Source organism: Allomuricauda sp. TY007 (assembly GCF_010468565.1).
GTDB lineage: Bacteria > Bacteroidota > Bacteroidia > Flavobacteriales > Flavobacteriaceae > Flagellimonas.
Map to the genome: position 1 here is coordinate 55989 of NZ_WUEG01000003.1, position 15887 is coordinate 71875.

General features: G+C 41.6%; 13 protein-coding genes. 4 read left to right on the forward strand and 9 right to left on the reverse strand.

Annotated elements, in window-relative coordinates:
* Positions 1–40 precede the first annotated feature (40 nt).
* The 4 genes from GO009_RS03680 to GO009_RS03695 all read right to left on the reverse strand — a co-directional run bounded on the left by GO009_RS03680 (position 41) and on the right by GO009_RS03695 (position 4021).
* The gene (locus GO009_RS03680) at positions 41–880 is read right to left on the reverse strand and encodes a pseudouridine synthase (protein ID WP_203532312.1); all 840 of its coding nucleotides are present in this window, start codon (positions 878–880) and stop codon (positions 41–43) included.
* 60 nt (positions 881–940) lie between these two features.
* Positions 941–1846 (reverse strand): geranylgeranylglycerol-phosphate geranylgeranyltransferase, encoded by a 906-nt coding sequence (locus GO009_RS03685; protein WP_163624868.1) that lies wholly within the window; start codon positions 1844–1846, stop codon positions 941–943.
* A gap of 10 nt (positions 1847–1856) precedes the next feature.
* A complete protein-coding gene (locus tag GO009_RS03690; RefSeq protein WP_163624869.1) occupies positions 1857–2795 on the reverse strand; it encodes a mevalonate kinase in 939 nt (312 codons plus the stop codon).
* Positions 2796–2935: 140 nt separating this feature from the next.
* Positions 2936–4021 carry a diphosphomevalonate/mevalonate 3,5-bisphosphate decarboxylase family protein gene (locus GO009_RS03695; RefSeq protein ID WP_163624870.1) on the reverse strand — a complete coding sequence of 362 codons (1086 nt, stop codon included), beginning with the start codon at positions 4019–4021 and terminating at the stop codon, positions 2936–2938.
* A 94-nt stretch (positions 4022–4115) separates the two neighbouring features.
* On the opposite strand from GO009_RS03695, the gene GO009_RS03700 reads away from it, so the two are divergent.
* Complete coding sequence (locus GO009_RS03700) at positions 4116–4592, forward strand: TspO/MBR family protein (RefSeq protein WP_163624871.1); 477 nt, start codon at positions 4116–4118, stop codon at positions 4590–4592.
* Here the strand turns inward: GO009_RS03700 and GO009_RS03705 are convergent.
* The gene (locus GO009_RS03705; protein ID WP_163624872.1) at positions 4589–5128 is read right to left on the reverse strand and encodes a DUF1697 domain-containing protein; all 540 of its coding nucleotides are present in this window, start codon (positions 5126–5128) and stop codon (positions 4589–4591) included. The genes GO009_RS03700 and GO009_RS03705 overlap by 4 nt on opposite strands.
* Before the next feature lie 60 nt (positions 5129–5188).
* Here GO009_RS03705 and glpK point away from each other — a divergent pair, with 60 nt between their 5' ends.
* Positions 5189–6685, forward strand: coding sequence for a glycerol kinase GlpK (gene glpK / locus GO009_RS03710; protein ID WP_163624873.1), 1497 nt, complete (start codon positions 5189–5191; stop codon positions 6683–6685).
* 35 nt (positions 6686–6720) lie between these two features.
* Positions 6721–7449 carry an MIP/aquaporin family protein gene (locus GO009_RS03715; protein WP_163624874.1) on the forward strand — a complete coding sequence of 243 codons (729 nt, stop codon included), beginning with the start codon at positions 6721–6723 and terminating at the stop codon, positions 7447–7449.
* A gap of 3 nt (positions 7450–7452) precedes the next feature.
* On the opposite strand, the gene GO009_RS03720 is transcribed toward GO009_RS03715, so the two are convergent.
* The 4 genes from GO009_RS03720 to GO009_RS03735 form a co-directional block, all read right to left on the reverse strand.
* The gene (locus tag GO009_RS03720) at positions 7453–8718 is read right to left on the reverse strand and encodes an NAD(P)/FAD-dependent oxidoreductase (protein ID WP_163624875.1); all 1266 of its coding nucleotides are present in this window, start codon (positions 8716–8718) and stop codon (positions 7453–7455) included.
* The gene (locus tag GO009_RS03725; protein WP_203532314.1) at positions 8718–9470 is read right to left on the reverse strand and encodes a glycerophosphodiester phosphodiesterase family protein; all 753 of its coding nucleotides are present in this window, start codon (positions 9468–9470) and stop codon (positions 8718–8720) included. The genes GO009_RS03720 and GO009_RS03725 overlap by 1 nt, the downstream gene beginning before the upstream one ends.
* Before the next feature lie 48 nt (positions 9471–9518).
* Entirely contained in the window at positions 9519–11297 is a 1779-nt protein-coding gene (locus tag GO009_RS03730; protein ID WP_239057376.1) for an alpha-amylase family glycosyl hydrolase, read from the reverse strand.
* A gap of 116 nt (positions 11298–11413) precedes the next feature.
* Entirely contained in the window at positions 11414–12433 is a 1020-nt protein-coding gene (locus GO009_RS03735; RefSeq protein ID WP_163624877.1) for a LacI family DNA-binding transcriptional regulator, read from the reverse strand.
* Between the two features lie 358 nt (positions 12434–12791).
* On the opposite strand from GO009_RS03735, the gene GO009_RS03740 reads away from it, so the two are divergent.
* Complete coding sequence (locus GO009_RS03740) at positions 12792–15878, forward strand: SusC/RagA family TonB-linked outer membrane protein (protein ID WP_163624878.1); 3087 nt, start codon at positions 12792–12794, stop codon at positions 15876–15878.
* Positions 15879–15887 lie beyond the last annotated feature (9 nt).

The following is a 15887-nucleotide window of genomic DNA, read 5'->3' on the forward strand; positions in this document are numbered from 1 at the left end:
GGACAAGCATTTCCCTCTTGCCCTATAATCCCTAAAGGGATCACTTTATATTCTTCAAATTGATTACCTCCTGCTCGGTCAAATGTCTCCAATGGCCTCGTGGTAAATCTTTTTTGGTAAGCCCAGCAAAGATAACACGGTCCAGCTTGGTCACGTTATAGCCCAAATGCTCAAAAATACGGCGCACAATGCGGTTACGTCCGCTGTGAATCTCCACCCCTACTTCACGTTTTGGCGCTCCTTGAATGTAGCTTACACTATCCACGGTAATTGGGCCATCTTCCAATTCAAGACCAGCTTCAATTTTGTGGAGATCGGCCAAACTTAGATTATTGTCCAAATGCACATGGTAGATTTTACGCACGTTATGTTTGGGGTGGGTCAATTTTTTGGTGAGGTCTCCGTCGTTGGTGAACAGTAAAAGCCCAGTAGTATTTCTATCCAAACGACCCACGGGCAACAAACGATTGTTCGAAGCACTGGAAATCAGCTCCATAACGGTACGGCGTCCCTTTTCATCACTTGTTGTGGTAATGAAGTTCTTGGGCTTGTTCAGTAAAACATACTCCTTTTTTTCCAAACTGAGTCGTTTCCCATCAAAACGGACGTCATCGGAACGTTTTACCTTAAAACCCATCTCGGTAATCGTCTTTCCGTTTACCGTAACATTTCCAGCGGCAATATAGGTATCTGCTTCCCTTCGGGAACAAATGCCCGCATTGGCAATGTAGCGGTTCAACCGAATTTCATCGGGATTGGATGTTTTACGCGGTGCGTTCTGCTTTGGTCTTGAGGAAAAATTTTTGTTGAACGGTTTTTTTCTTTCGCCGCCCTTGAAGTTTTTTGAAGGCCTTCTGCCCTTGTTGTCTGATTTCGCCATCAGTCGATTTTTTTGCAAATGTACTCTTTTTAAGTTCCAAAAAACCTAAAGAACAAAGAATTACAAAATTCGGTTCAGCACCACATCCACATCGACCAAAAGAATACTGAAAACCCCTGCAACAATAATGAACTTGATAATATTGTGCAGCCAAACGTAGTGCTTTTTTCCCTTGGCTTTCCACAATAGAATCAAAAATAAAATCAGAAGGGCGATACAGGCCATAAAATAGAGGTACATATAGCCTACATCGAACGATTCGATGAGCAAGAGAGCGGGAAACAAAGTAAGGACAATAAGCAGAGAAATAATGGTTTTTGATACGTTTGGTCCATAAATAATGGGGATGGTTTTATAATTCTGGGCCATATCGCCAGCCATATTCTCCAAATCTTTGATCATTTCGCGGGCCAAAATCAACAAAAACAAGAAAACGGCGTGCACAAAAATCACCGTTTGAAAGTTCTGATAGTACACAAATACCACAAAAAATGGGGCAATGGCCAAAGTAGAAGATACCAAATTCCCCAAAAAAGGGATACGTTTTAGTTTGTGCGAGTAAATCCAAATACCAAAAATATAAGCAGAGAAAAACAGGACTGCCTTAAACGAAATATAGCTCGCGGCAAAAACAGCCAAAAAATTGAGGATAAAGTAGGTAGTCAGTTTAAAACGCTGGCTCACCAAACGGTCCAACATACTTTTGGTGGGCTTGTTGATCAAATCCTTCTCGGCATCGTAAAAATTATTGATGATATACCCGCTCGCAATGGTAAGTGCAGACGCGGTAACGATCAGGAATAGATTTAAGTCCAAAACAACTTTGCGTAGAGGAATATTGGGCGCCAATATGTAAATGGAAGCCAAGTATTGCGCCAAGGTAATCACAAGAATATTGTAACCTCTGACCACAGAAAACAGACTCAACAGCTTAAAAAGCAAGAGTTTGTTTTTTCTACTAAGCATGGATTTGCTTTTAGAAGTTGTACACTACCTCCAAATTATGGCCTTTGAGTGCTTTTTTGGCTTTTTCCAAGTCTTGGGTAAAACCTAAAATATATCCGCCACCACCAGAACCACAAAGTTTAAGGTAGTAATCGTTGGTTTCGATTCCTTTTTGCCACAATTGGTGGAACTTGGATGGGATCATCGGTTTGAAGTGATCGAACACCACGTGCGAAAGTTGTTTCAAGTTGCCAAACAACGATTTTACATTACCGTTCAAAAAATCCTCTACACAAGCATCGGTGTGCTTTACAAACTGGTTCTTCACCATATTACGAAAACCTTCCTGCTTCATGTTTTCCATAAACAGTTGTACCATGGGGGCGGTTTCTCCCGTCATACCACTGTCCAACAAGAAAACCGCACCTTTTCCTTCGGTATTTTGTGAAGGGATACTGGTGGATTCGATATTGTCTTTGGAATTGATAAGAATCGGCAAGCTCAAATAGCTGTTCAAAGGGTCCAATCCTGAGGATTTCCCATGGAAAAAAGATTCCATTTTCCCGAAAATCTTCTTCAATTGAAGCAATTTTTCTCGGGTCAGGTTTTCCAAAACCGTGATTTTGTCCGTTGCGTAGCGGTCGTAAATAGCAGCGACCAATGCACCACTGCTCCCTATTCCATAACCCTGTGGAATAGAACTATCAAAATACATTCCGTTCGCAACGTCTTTTTCCAAAGCTTCGATATCAAAAGAAACCAAGTTTGGTTCTTCACTCTCTAGCTTTTTTAAGTATTCAGCAAAAGCCATGAGGCTTTCGTTGGACGACTGGGCCATTTCGGAATCGTTCTTGTCCCTTTTGAGTGCTCCCTTGAAAAAATTATAGGGTATTGAAAGCCCTTTGGAGTCTTTGATAATGCCGTACTCCCCGAACAATAGAATCTTGGAATAAAATAATGGACCTTTCATATGATACTACTAAGATACAAACAAATTTTGTTTAATTTTTGATAAAATTCGATAAACAAACCGATTTTATCTATAAAAACCTGTTCCCATGGTCTAAAATCTTGGCAAAGAACGTAAAAAAACGGCTTAGCTGTTCATTTTTAAGCATTTATTTTAATGGCTCCTGACCCTACTCGATCATGAATGTATTGTCCATTTTCGCAATGTTCAATCAATTCATCCTTTATAAAATCCAAAACTTTTTCCTTGTCTGCTTCCGGATAAAGTAAATGCACATTGGCCCCGGCATCGAGTGTAAAACATACTGGCGTTTTGGTCGCTTCCCGATATTGCCAAATTTTGTTGATGATTTCCAAGGTATCGGGTTTCATCAACATAAAATAGGGCATACTGGTCATCATCATGGCATGCAAGGTCAGTGCTTCGCTCTCTACCACTGTGATGAATTCTTTCAGATTGCCACTTGCTAAAATGGATTTTAACTTGTCCAGATTATCAAATGCCTGTTGAAATCGGTTTTTGGCATATGGGTGTCCATGCATCAATTGGTGCCCCACCGTGCTACTGATCTGTTTTTGTCCTTTGTGTACCAACAAAATCGTATCGCAATAACTTTTAAAAACCGAATCTACCTCAAACGGATATTCCACACCGTACAAGTCGGAACTGTTGGGAATATTCTGGTGTGCTCCCCATTGCACCAAACTGCTCTTGATGCTTCTACATGCACTTCCCGATCCCAATCGCGCCAAAAACGAAGCTTTTGCGTGGAACAAGGCATCATCCATTGCAGGGTTTAATTGTCTTTCAATATCCATCAAGCACATCGACAAAGCTGCCATTCCACTTGCCGATGACGCAATCCCGCTACTGTGCGGAAAGGAATTGGAGGTTTCAATTATGAAGTGGTACTCCTTCAAAAAAGGTACATACTTCTCAACACGCTCCAAAAAAGTGTGAATCTTTGGTTTAAAATCGTCCTTGGGCTGTCCTTCGAAAAGTAAATCAAAAGAAAGCGCTTTATTGTTATCCTTCTTCTCAAACAAAACGGAAGTTGTTGTTGCACAAGCATCCAACGTAAAGCTAATGGATGGGTTGGCAGGAATCTGAACGGGTTTTTTTCCCCAATATTTTACCAAAGCAATATTGCTGGGCGCTTTCCAAGTTACTTTGCCGTTATCAAGCAATTTTTGATAGACGCCTGGCAAAAAATCTTTTTCCGTCATTTGGAATGGATATTTTGGACAAATATAAGCAGGGGGAAGCGTACTGGGCGTCGGATTGAAATAAATTCTTATTTTCGTTGGAGTTGCACCGACCATGAAAAAAAGAATTGTTTATATAACCATCTGTGTTTTGATTTGCCTTGCCATTGGATTCCTTTCCAGCATAGCCACCCAAAGCTCGGTAAACGACTGGTATCTTGGCCTCAACAAACCATCCTTTACACCTCCAAACTGGCTTTTTGCTCCTGTTTGGACTGCCCTATACATTATGATGGGAATTGCCGCAGGAATTGTTTGGTCCAAAGGCTACCACCATATTTGGGTAAAGACTGCCCTGTACCACTTTGTTTTTCAGTTGTTGCTCAATGCGCTGTGGAGCATTGTTTTCTTCGGATTAAAAAATCCACTTGCGGGCATGGTGGTTATTTTGGCTTTACTAACAATGATCATACTCACCATAAAATGGTTCAAGGTCATTAGCAAACCTGCTGCTTTATTACTTGTTCCTTACGTGTTATGGGTTGGATTTGCTGCTGCACTCAATTACAAAATCTGGGAACTCAATCCCTAGCCCGAAGTCATTTCCAAAAGTTTCAACATGGTTTTATGGTTACGGGTAGTCGCCTCTACCTTCAACTTCTTTTCAATAAGGTTGTTATTGAGCTTTGCTTTGCCATAGCCGTTTTTACAAAGTAAATACACGCATTTGTCCGTGATATGGTATCCTTCATTTTCAAAATGAAGTTGATTGAACTCCTTAACCAAATCCTCCTTTGGAGTACTTTTGAACAAAACGTAGTACAGTTTATTTTCTTCACTTTTACTTGCGAAAGGATTAGTCTCCAAAATAGCTTTCACATCTTCCTTTTTAACCACCAAGGTCGGTACATCAAACCCAAAATGCTGATGGATGGTTGCCGCAATTTTTTCTTGAAGTATGTCTTTATCAACCTGATCGCTATCAAAAACAATGTTACCACTTTGGATGTATGTTTTTGCGTTTTTTAGTCCAGTAGCTTCCAAAATACTACGCAACTCCGCCATTTTTATCTTCTTTTGTCCGCTAACATTGATTCCCCTAAGTAGTCCTATAAATGTATTGCCCATAATAATCGATTCAGAACTCAAATTTATTTTAGTAAATTCAAACGCACATAAATTAATAAAATGAATCAATATATCCTTGCCTTGGACCAAGGTACCACCAGTTCCCGTGCCGTGGTCTTCGACAAAAAGGGAACCATTATTTCCGTAGCACAGAAAGAATTCACACAAATATTCCCAAAACCAGGCTGGGTAGAGCACGATCCCGATGAAATTTGGTCCACCCAAGCGGGAATGGCCGCAGAAGCTGTAAGCAAAAAAGGACTCAAAGCATCCCAAATGGCCGCCATTGGCATTACCAATCAGCGGGAAACCGTTGTGGTCTGGAACAAAAAAACAGGAGAACCCATTTATAATGCCATTGTTTGGCAAGACAAGCGGACAGCTGACTACTGCGATAAACTAAAGAAAGAAGGAAAATCTGATTTGATCCGCAAAAAAACCGGATTGGTGATAGATTCTTATTTCTCGGGTACCAAAGTGAAATGGATTTTGGATAATGTGGAAGGTGCCAGGGAAAAAGCAGTGGCCGGTGATTTGGTACTCGGAACCATTGATTCGTGGCTTATCTGGAAAATGACGGATGGAGGGCTTCACATTACGGATGTGACCAACGCCTGCCGCTCCATGCTGTTCAACATCAATACCATGGATTGGGACGATGAACTTTTAGAACTGCTGACCATTCCCAAGAGTATGCTCCCCGAAGTAAAACAATCCAGTGAAGTCTATGGACACACCACTCCAAATTTATTCGCTACTCCCATACCGATCGCTGGTATTGCGGGAGATCAACAAGCGGCTTTGTTTGGGCAAATGTGTACAAAAAAGGGCATGGTCAAAAACACCTACGGCACAGGTTGCTTTATGTTGATGAACATTGGCGAAAAACCGATAGTTTCCGAAAATAATCTCCTTACCACGGTAGCTTGGAAAATCAATGGAAAAACTCATTACGCACTCGAAGGAAGCATTTTTATTGCCGGAGCTGTGGTGCAATGGCTTCGTGATAGCTTAAATATTATCAAAACATCTTCGGAAGTGGAAAAACTGGCCAGTTCGGTGGATAGTTCGGACGGGGTGGTTTTTGTTCCCGCTTTTGCCGGTTTGGGCGCCCCACATTGGAACCAAAAGGCCCAAGGAACCATTTTTGGACTCACTCGTGGAAGTACCGATGCACATATTGCGCGTGCCGCTCTGGAATCCATTGCTTACCAAACCATGGATATTCTAAAAGCCATGGAAGCCGATTCGGGAATTTCCATAAAAGAATTGCGGGTTGATGGCGGAGCAACCGTAAATGATATGCTGATGCAATTTCAGGCCGATGTATTGAACACCGTTACCGTAAGGCCCAAGATTGTGGAAACCACAGTGATGGGTGCCGCATATTTGGCAGGATTGGCTGTTGGGTATTGGGAAAGTCCAGAGGAAATCCAAGATATTTGGCAGACCGATGTGCATTTTAACCCTACCAAAGAACGCAAAACCATTGAAGAAGGCATAAAACAGTGGTACAAGGCCATTAAGGCACTTGAATTTTGGACGGAGAACCCTTAATTTTTCAAATAACATAAACACTAACTTTCCTTTATATGACCCCTTTTGTTTCTGAAATTGTAGGCACTTTTTTATTGATGGTACTCGGATGTGGCGTAAATGCCAACGTATCCCTACAAAAAACTTACGGCAACGGCTCTGGCTGGATTGTGATCACTACGGGTTGGGCTTTTGCCGTTTATACTGGTGTTGTGGTGGCTGGGCCGCACAGCGGTGCGCACATTAATCCCGCAGTTACCATTGGACTGGCTGTTGCAGGAGAATTTCCATGGAGCGAGGCTCCAAGTTATATTTTAGCACAGTTTATTGGGGCTATGTTTGCCGCTTTTTGCGTTTGGCTCGTTAATAAAGAGCATTTTGATGCCACCGAGGATGGGGGCGTAAAAAGAGGTGTTTTTTGTACGGCCCCGGCAATCCCAAATACATTTATTAATCTGTTCTCCGAAATCTTGGGCACGTTTGTTTTGGTCTTTTCTGTGCTTTACTTTACGGATGCGGTGCTTTCCGCGGACGATGCAATTATTGGCCTAGGTTCGTTGGGAGCCTTGCCCGTAGCTTTAATTGTTTGGGGCATAGGTTTATCCTTGGGAGGCACAACAGGGTATGCCATTAATCCAGCACGGGATTTGGGGCCTCGCATTGTTCATGCGCTATTGCCTTTAAAAAACAAGGGGCACAATGGATGGAACTATGCTTGGGTTCCTGTAATCGGGCCCATTTTGGGAGCTGCTATAGCTGCTTGGATTGCTTTAGCATTGCACTAATTTTTAGGAGGCAATGGCCTGGGCGGCAATATAGGCTCCTGTCCATGCATTTTGAAAGTTGAACCCTCCGGTAATGGCATCCACATTGATGATTTCACCCGCAAAGTAGAGATCGGGATGCAATTTGCTCTCAAAAGTCTTAAAATTAATTTCCTTTAAGTCAACACCACCAGCGGTGACAAACTCTTCTTTAAAGGTGCTCTTCCCCTCTACTTTAAATGATGAAGCCGTTAATTGCCCCGCCAAGGCTTGCAATTGTTCTTTGCTCATGTCTGCCCAGCGCTCTTCAGGTTCAATTTCGGCCGCTTCCACCAAACGTTTCCACAAACGTTTCGGAAGTTCGGTCACATTGGTACGCATCACGGTTTTCTTGGCCTCTACATCTTTGAGTTCCTTGAGGTATGCCTCCATGGATTCCGTGCTATAATCGGGCAACCAGTTTACCTTTATTCTAAAAGAATAATTGTAATCGTGCAGGATGTTCGCTCCCCAAGCGGATAGCTTCAAAATGGCGGGGCCGCTCAAACCCCAATGGGTTATCAAAAGTGGACCATCGGCATAAAGTACGGTATCTTCCTTAATCTTACTTTTTAGGTTTAACGATTTTTTGTCCGTATTGAAGGTTTTCTTGGACATTACTTCAACAGTAGCATTGGTGCTTATGCCCTGGATGCCTTGAATTCTTTTGTCCTTGATATTGAATGTGAATAAGGAAGGTACAGGCGAAACAATATGGTGGCCCAAATTCTCCAATTGTTTCCATATTTTAGGGTTACTGCCCGTGGCAAGCATTAGTTTTTTGGTTTGATAATGCTTGTTCATGGTAGTTACCTGCCAGCCTTCTTCGGTTTTGCTTATTGCCTTTACAGCACTGTTTTTTAAAACTTGTACACCCAATCGCTCAGCTTCACCTACCAAACAATTGATTATGCTCTGGGAAGAATCACTTTTGGGAAATACGCGACCATCTTCTTCTATTTTGAGAGAGACTCCACGCGCTTCAAAAAAGGACATAACATCTATTGGAGCGTATTTATGGAACGGACCCAAAAGCTCCTTCTCCCCTCTTGGGTAGTTCGTTGCCAATTCTTTAGGTGAAAACTCTCCGTGGGTCACATTACAACGGCCGCCTCCCGAAACCTTTACTTTGGAAAGTACGGTTTTGCCTCTTTCAAAAATGGCAATGTCCAGTTCTGGCGAAAGTTCCGCCATTTGAATTGCTGCATAAAATCCTGCTGCGCCTCCTCCTACAATTATGACGTCTAACATTATTTCACACGTTCCGGATAATTGGTAATGATGCCATCAACCCCGAACTCAGTCATTTCTTGAATGTCCTCGGGTGCGTTTACCGTCCATGTGTATACTTTTAACCCTTCTGCCTGGATTTTTGCTACGTTTTCCTTGGTAAGTGTTTTAAAGTTGGGGTTTATCGCCACTGCTTTTAGTTCTTTGGCCACTTCAATTGCTTCGAGTGGATCTTCGGAAGTTAAAACCGCAATTTTTATATCCTTGTTTTTCGCTCTCATGGCTTTGAGCTCATCCCATTTGAAACTTGAAATTACGAAGTTTTCGGGGCTCCACCCTTCTTTTTCGATATAATAGTTGACAATATGATTGACTCTATCGGCTGTTCCGGCTCCTTTAAGCTCGATATTTAGAGCAACCTGATTATTGATTTTTTTTAACACATCTTGGAGCATTGGGATTTTGTGTCCGCCATCCAAAGTGAGTTGCCTTAGTTGAACAATATTGTATTCTTCAATATTTCCGCCGGAATTGGCCAGCCTGTCCACCGTTTCATCATGAAAAACAACGATTTCTCCGCTATCAATTTTAAACACGTCAATTTCTATCATATCAACACCAAGGTCCATCGCTTTTTGAACCGATGCCAAAGTGTTTTCGGTCTCGTGGCCCATAGCTCCTCGGTGGCCTATCACCAATGGTTTTGATTTTGTCATTTCGCAACTAGTTAAAAGTAGGGCAACTGTAATAGCTACAAGTAAGTTTTTCTTCATTTTGGGTTGGTTTTGATGGTTAAAAATACGATTTGCAAACGAAAAACATCAATTCCCTACCTTAAAGATATAGGATTGAAGCGGTTCTAGTTCCAAGTGTATCTGGCCTTGTCCATTGTTAACGCACATCTTCTTTTTAACCCTTCCGTACAACTCCTCCGTCAATGAATACTCCCCATTCGATAATTGCCAGTTGGCAATAACATCTTCGGGAACTTTAAAGTCAAGGGAATAGTGTTTGTGTCCATCAAAATTGGATAGGATAATTAGTTTTTCCCCGGCGGACCATCTTACATAGGAAAATACTCTGTGATCGTATCCTTCCGTGTTGTCCTTATTGTAAAAATGAATCTCTTGATACCCACCCATCAAAGCTTCACTATTTATAGTGAAATTCAAAAGTCGTTTATAGAAATCCCTTAAACTTTTCTCCTCTTCCGATAATTGACCGCCATCGAATTTTTTGTTGTTGACCCATCGCTGGTGATGCGGCACCCCGATATAATCGAAAATTGAAGTTCGTGTTGGGCTGCCAAAGCCTGCATCTTCTTCTGCGGGCTCACCAATTTCTTGCCCAAAATAGATCATGATGGGCGAGGTGCTTATGGTAGCTGAAACTACCATTGCCGGCTTTCCCAATTGGGCATTTCCCGCAAAATCGCGACTGGCTATGCGCTGCTCATCGTGGTTTTCCAGAAAGTGGAGCATGTGGTGCTCTATATCGGCCATTCCTTTTTGTACTACAGGGATGTGGTCTGTCCATCCGTAGCCCTTCATTATATGTTTGATGCTATCGTAAAATTCTACCTTATCGTAGAGGTAATCCATTTTACCTTGATGAATATAATCACGGTACAAACTTGTGTTATAAACTTCGGCCAACAAAAAGGCATCTGGGTTTTTCATTTTGATGTTGGAATTGAGGTAACTCCAAAACTCTACTGGAACCATTTCGGCCATATCAAAACGAAAACCATCCACACCAAAATCCAGCCAATACTGGGTTATGTCCTTAAATTTCTGCCACGAGTCCGGCAGGGTCTTGTCTTTCCAAAACTCGGAATGGGCCTTATAATCTTTTTGACGGTATGCTTCGGGCAGTTCTTCAAAGTCTTTGGTTCCATCTGGACGAACTCCGTAGTTGATCTTTACGGTTTCGTACCAGTCGTTAAAATGAGGTTGTGCCAGTCGGGAGCCGTTACCCGTCCATTTTGCAGGAACTTCTTCAAACTTGGAGTCAGCCAACCTATTTTCATCTCCTCCCAAAGGCAAATATCCATCTTGCCATTCTGGCACTCGAAATGCTTCATTGGGGATGTAGTAAAAATTGTTGTTTACATCATATTCTTTGGATGTATCATCAGAGGCTCCAAAATCCTCCACGCCTTCGGGGTTGGTAATTCCTTTATAATTCCTCGCCACATGATTGGGAACAATGTCGATGATAACTTTTAGGCCAGCTTGGTGTGTTCGTTGAATCAAATCCTTGAATTCTTCCAACCGTTTTGATGGGTCTGTGGCCAAATCGGGATTTACATTGTAGTAATCCTTAACGGCATAGGGAGAGCCTGCCCTTCCTTTGACAACATCGGGGTCGTCATTCGAAATTCCGTAGGCGGTATAGTCGTTGATTACGGCATGGTGGGGAACTCCTGTGTACCAAATATGCGTAACGCCCAGATTTTTGATCTCGATGAGGGCCTTGTCCGAGAAATCGGCAAACTTGCCCACTCCATTTTCTTCGATGGTACCCCAAGGCTTGTTAGTAGCATTGGTGTTTCCGAAGAGACGGGTAAATACCTGGTAGACTACTTGTTTCTTCTTCATTGGTGTAGGGGTCGACTTTTGATTGGTTTGTTGCTTACATGAAGATAACACGATGAGTACAATAAAAAAAGTCAGTATCCCATTTGTTTTCATACCATAAAGAAGAGATTCTTAAATTAATGTGCAATAGAATCCCTGATTACCAAGGTGGGCTCCAAGATTTTGGTTTGATAGGTCTCTTCCTCCGCTTCGCTCTCTACTTTATCTATCAACATTTTTGCGGCCTCTTCGCCCATTTTTTCTCCATGTTGTGCCACAACAGTAAGGCTTGGGTTGGCATATTTGGACAGCACCCCATCGGTAAATCCTATAAAAGATATATCTTCTGGTATCTTTAGCCCCTTTTTCTGTGCAAATCGCATACCACACACCGCAAAGATTTCATTTACGCACAAAACGGCATCCGGTTCCTTATTGTCCAAAAAGGTTTTTATGGCCTCTTCGTCCATTTCCATTGAAGGCATTTTCAATATCATGGATTCGTCAATTCCAAGGGGACTCTCTTTCAATGCTTTGAGATACCCTTTGGTGCGGGCCTTACTAACGCTCAAATAGTCATCCGTAGTAATCAGGGCTATTCGTTTTTTTCCCTGATCGATAAACTTTTTTGTTGCCTGGTAAGCGCCCAGCTTATCATCAATGATTACTTTATCACATTCCACCTCATGGGTGATCCTATCAAAAAGCACCACGGGAATGCCTTGCTCCGTAACTTCTTTTAAATGATTGTAATCGCCTTTCTCTTGTGTTTCGGAAGAGAGTGACATTATAAAGCCATCAATGCTGCCATTGGCGAGCATTTCCATGTTAATGACTTCCTTGTCGAAAGATTCTTCGGAAAGACATACAATAACGTTATATCCCCTGGCATTTGCATATTTCTCGATACCCCGAATGACCGTTGTAAAAAAATGATGTACAATATCCGGGATTACAACCCCAATATTTTTGGTGCGCTTATTTTTTAAGCTTATTGCAATGTTGTTGGGCTTATAGTTGTACAGTTTTGCAAAGGCCTGTATCTTTTCTTTGGTATCCCTACCTATTTCCTCACTGTTCTTAAGTGCTTTGGAAACCGTTGATATGGATACTTCTAGTTCTCTGGCTATATCTTTTAAGGTAATCTTTGATTTCAAGGGATAGATATTTTTATGCTTTTGGGATATACTCAAATAAAAATAAGTAACTGACCAAATTACACTTTTTAACAAAAACAAAACAACCACTTAAAAAATCACTTCTTGAATTAGTTGCCCCAACCAAAGAATAAAAATGTTATATTAGTAGCAATATTGCGGAATCCGTAATTATGAATACACTTTTTAAGATTTAAGCAAGTAAGCTGTTTAAGTTTTGTAAAAAATACACTTCTTAAAGTTATCAACACGAAACCGTTTTCGTTGTGTTTTGCAATATAGTTAAATTTAGATTAACCTTTTTTTTATATATGTTTAACACTTGAATTAAAATTAACTAAACTTAAATTAATTATTTATGAAAATTACGCTACTAAGAAGCTTTTTGTTGCTTGGGGCATTTTTATGCTTTGGGATGGCGAAAGCTCAGACAGTATCAGGTACTGTTTCGGATGCGAATGGGCCGTTGCCAGGGGCAAGCGTATTGGTAAAAGGTACTACCAATGGTACGCAGACCGATTTTGACGGCAACTATACCCTTAACAATGTTGAGGATGCCGCAACATTGGTTTTTAGCTACATTGGTTACAAGACCCAAGAAATTGCCGTCAATGGACAATCCTCCATTAATGTAACCTTGGAAGAAGACGCACAGGCTTTAGACGAGGTAGTAATTATCGGTTATGGGCAAACTACAGTAGATGATGCTACAGGTGCCGTTGCGGTCGTTACTTCGGAAGATTTTAACCAAGGGGTTATTTCATCTCCCGAACAATTGATTCAAGGTAAAACAGCTGGTGTACAAATTACTCAAAGTAGTGGTGAGCCAGGTGCTGGTATTAATGTTAGGATTCGAGGTACAAGTTCTGTTCGTTCCAATAACAACCCTCTTTTTGTTGTGGATGGCATGCCTCTTACAGGACAGGACACTTCCGCAGGCGGGGCTGATGTTGGTACCGGAACAAGTTCTTCCAAAAACCCATTGAGCTTCCTTAACCCTAACGATATTGAGAGCATCAGTATCCTGAAAGATGCATCGGCTACGGCAATTTATGGTTCCCGTGGTGCGAACGGTGTTGTGATCATTACCACCAAAAGTGGTAAAACAGGACAGGGAAGGTTTGAGTTTACATCAAACCTAAGCTACTCAACGCCCGCAAAAACTTTTGACCTTCTAGACAGAAACGAGTTCTTGACTGCACTGCCAGAATATGGAGGGGATCCCAATGCTTTGGATTTTGGGTCTAACACCGATTGGCAGAACCTCATACTTAGAAGCGTGGCTTCACAAAACCAAAACCTTTCCTATGCCAAAAATTACGGGAGCGGAAACATTCGTGCTTCTTTTGGGTACGGAAAACAGTTTGGTGTAGTAGAAGGCTATGCACAAGAAAGGTTAACAGGTAGGATCAATGCATCTCAAAGATTCTTTGACAACAAATTGAAGATTGATGCCAACCTAACCGTTTCAAGAATCAACGATGATGGCGGAGCGATTAGCAACAACTCAGGTTCTACAGGGGATTTGCTCGGTGCTGCTTATTTTGCCAATCCTACTTGGCCGGCAAGAACAAGCTTTTCTACCGGGGGTAGTGAAATCAACCCACTTCAACTGCTGAACTATTACGATGATGTAACCCATACCGATAGATTTTTGGGGAACGTTTCCGCAGAATATAGTCTTACCGATGAATTGAAGGCCAAAGTTGCTGTTGGCTACGATGATTCAAGTTCAGAAAAGTACCAGGTCCAATCCGCTTTATCAACTGGTATTGGCAACGCTCCTGGACAAGGGCAAGGTGCTCTAAGTACTGTGGAGGTAACCGGTAAACTTTTAGATGTTACCCTTAGTTACAATAAGGAGTTCGACAATTCTAAGTTGACCGCTTTACTTGGTTACTCTTTCCAGAGCTACCAAAGAGCAGGTAAAAATATAACAGCATTGGGATTCGGATCTACCGATTTAAACTCAATGATTTCCGATTTAGGGACTGCCACTTCGACCATAGAAAGTCAACTTGATGGCAGATACCAACAATTCGGTTACAACAACACTGGAACCTTTGTAAATCGTTTGTTTGTTGACGAACCTGGAACTTTTGATGTAGCTAGTCCTACAGGTGTTCCCATTAGTGCTGTTGCGGGAGACTATTTTGATTCTACCGACGAGCTACAATCTTTCTTTGGAAGAGCCGAATATTCCATTGCCAACAAATACATTATTACTGGTACATTAAGAGTTGATGGTTCTTCTAGATTTGGACCAAATAATCAATATGGTTACTTCCCTTCAGGTGCATTTGCATGGAAATTGAATGAAGAGGATTTTATTGGAGATACTTTCTCTACTCTTAAGCTTCGTTTAGGTTATGGTATCACAGGTAACCAAGAAGGGTTGGGATATGGTAACTTTACCGTAAGGCAACGATTTGCAGGTATTGGCATCGACCAAAACCAGAATATCAATGCACCGGGACTTGCGATACAATCCTTTACAAATGATGATTTGAAATGGGAAGAAACAGCACAAGCCAACATCGGTCTTGATTTTGGTATAAATAACAACAGGTTTTCCGGTACATTGGATTTTTACCATAAAACCACAAACGATTTGCTACTTCAGCAAGAGGCGGCACAGCCTTCACCTCAACCATTTTACTTTGGTAATTTAGATGCCAAAGTAATTAACCAAGGTGTGGAACTTTCCATGAACTACGATATCATCCAAATGGAAGATGCCAATTGGAATCTTGGGTTCAACGTAGCCTACAACGATAACATGGTAGAGGATTTCGATGGACAAATTCAAACAGGTGAAATCAACGGTAACGGACTTACCGGAGCTTTCGCTCAATTGTTGGCCGGTGGACAACCATTGTTCTCTTATTACTTAAGAGAGTTTGGTGGATTTGATGAAAACGGAATCTCTGTATATCCAAATGGGGATGTACAGGAGTTTGTTGGAAAAAGTGCATTGCCAAAAGTTAACTTGGGTATCAGCACAAGTGCTTCCTATAAAAATTGGGACTTCAACGCATTCCTTGCCGGACAGTACGGCTTCTATGTGTACAACAACACACAAAACGCTTACTTTACAGCTGGTATTATCGGTGTAGGTAAAAATGTAACGCAAGATGTACTTACCAATGGTGAGTCCAACGCCAATGCTGCCGATGTCTCAACAAGATTTTTGGAAAAAGGCGACTTCTTAAGATTGCAAAATGCCTCGTTAAGCTACAACGTGCCACTTAGCGGAGATGGAACCTTACAAAGTTTGCGTTTATCCTTGATTGGCCAAAACCTGTTTATCATTACAGATTATTCAGGTCTTGATCCAGAGGTTAACGTACCAAAATCTTTGAACAACATACCATCTTTGGGAATCGATTATACCGCTTTCCCAAGATCTAGAACAGTTACATTAGGTATTAGTGCAACTTTTTAAAAAAATTAT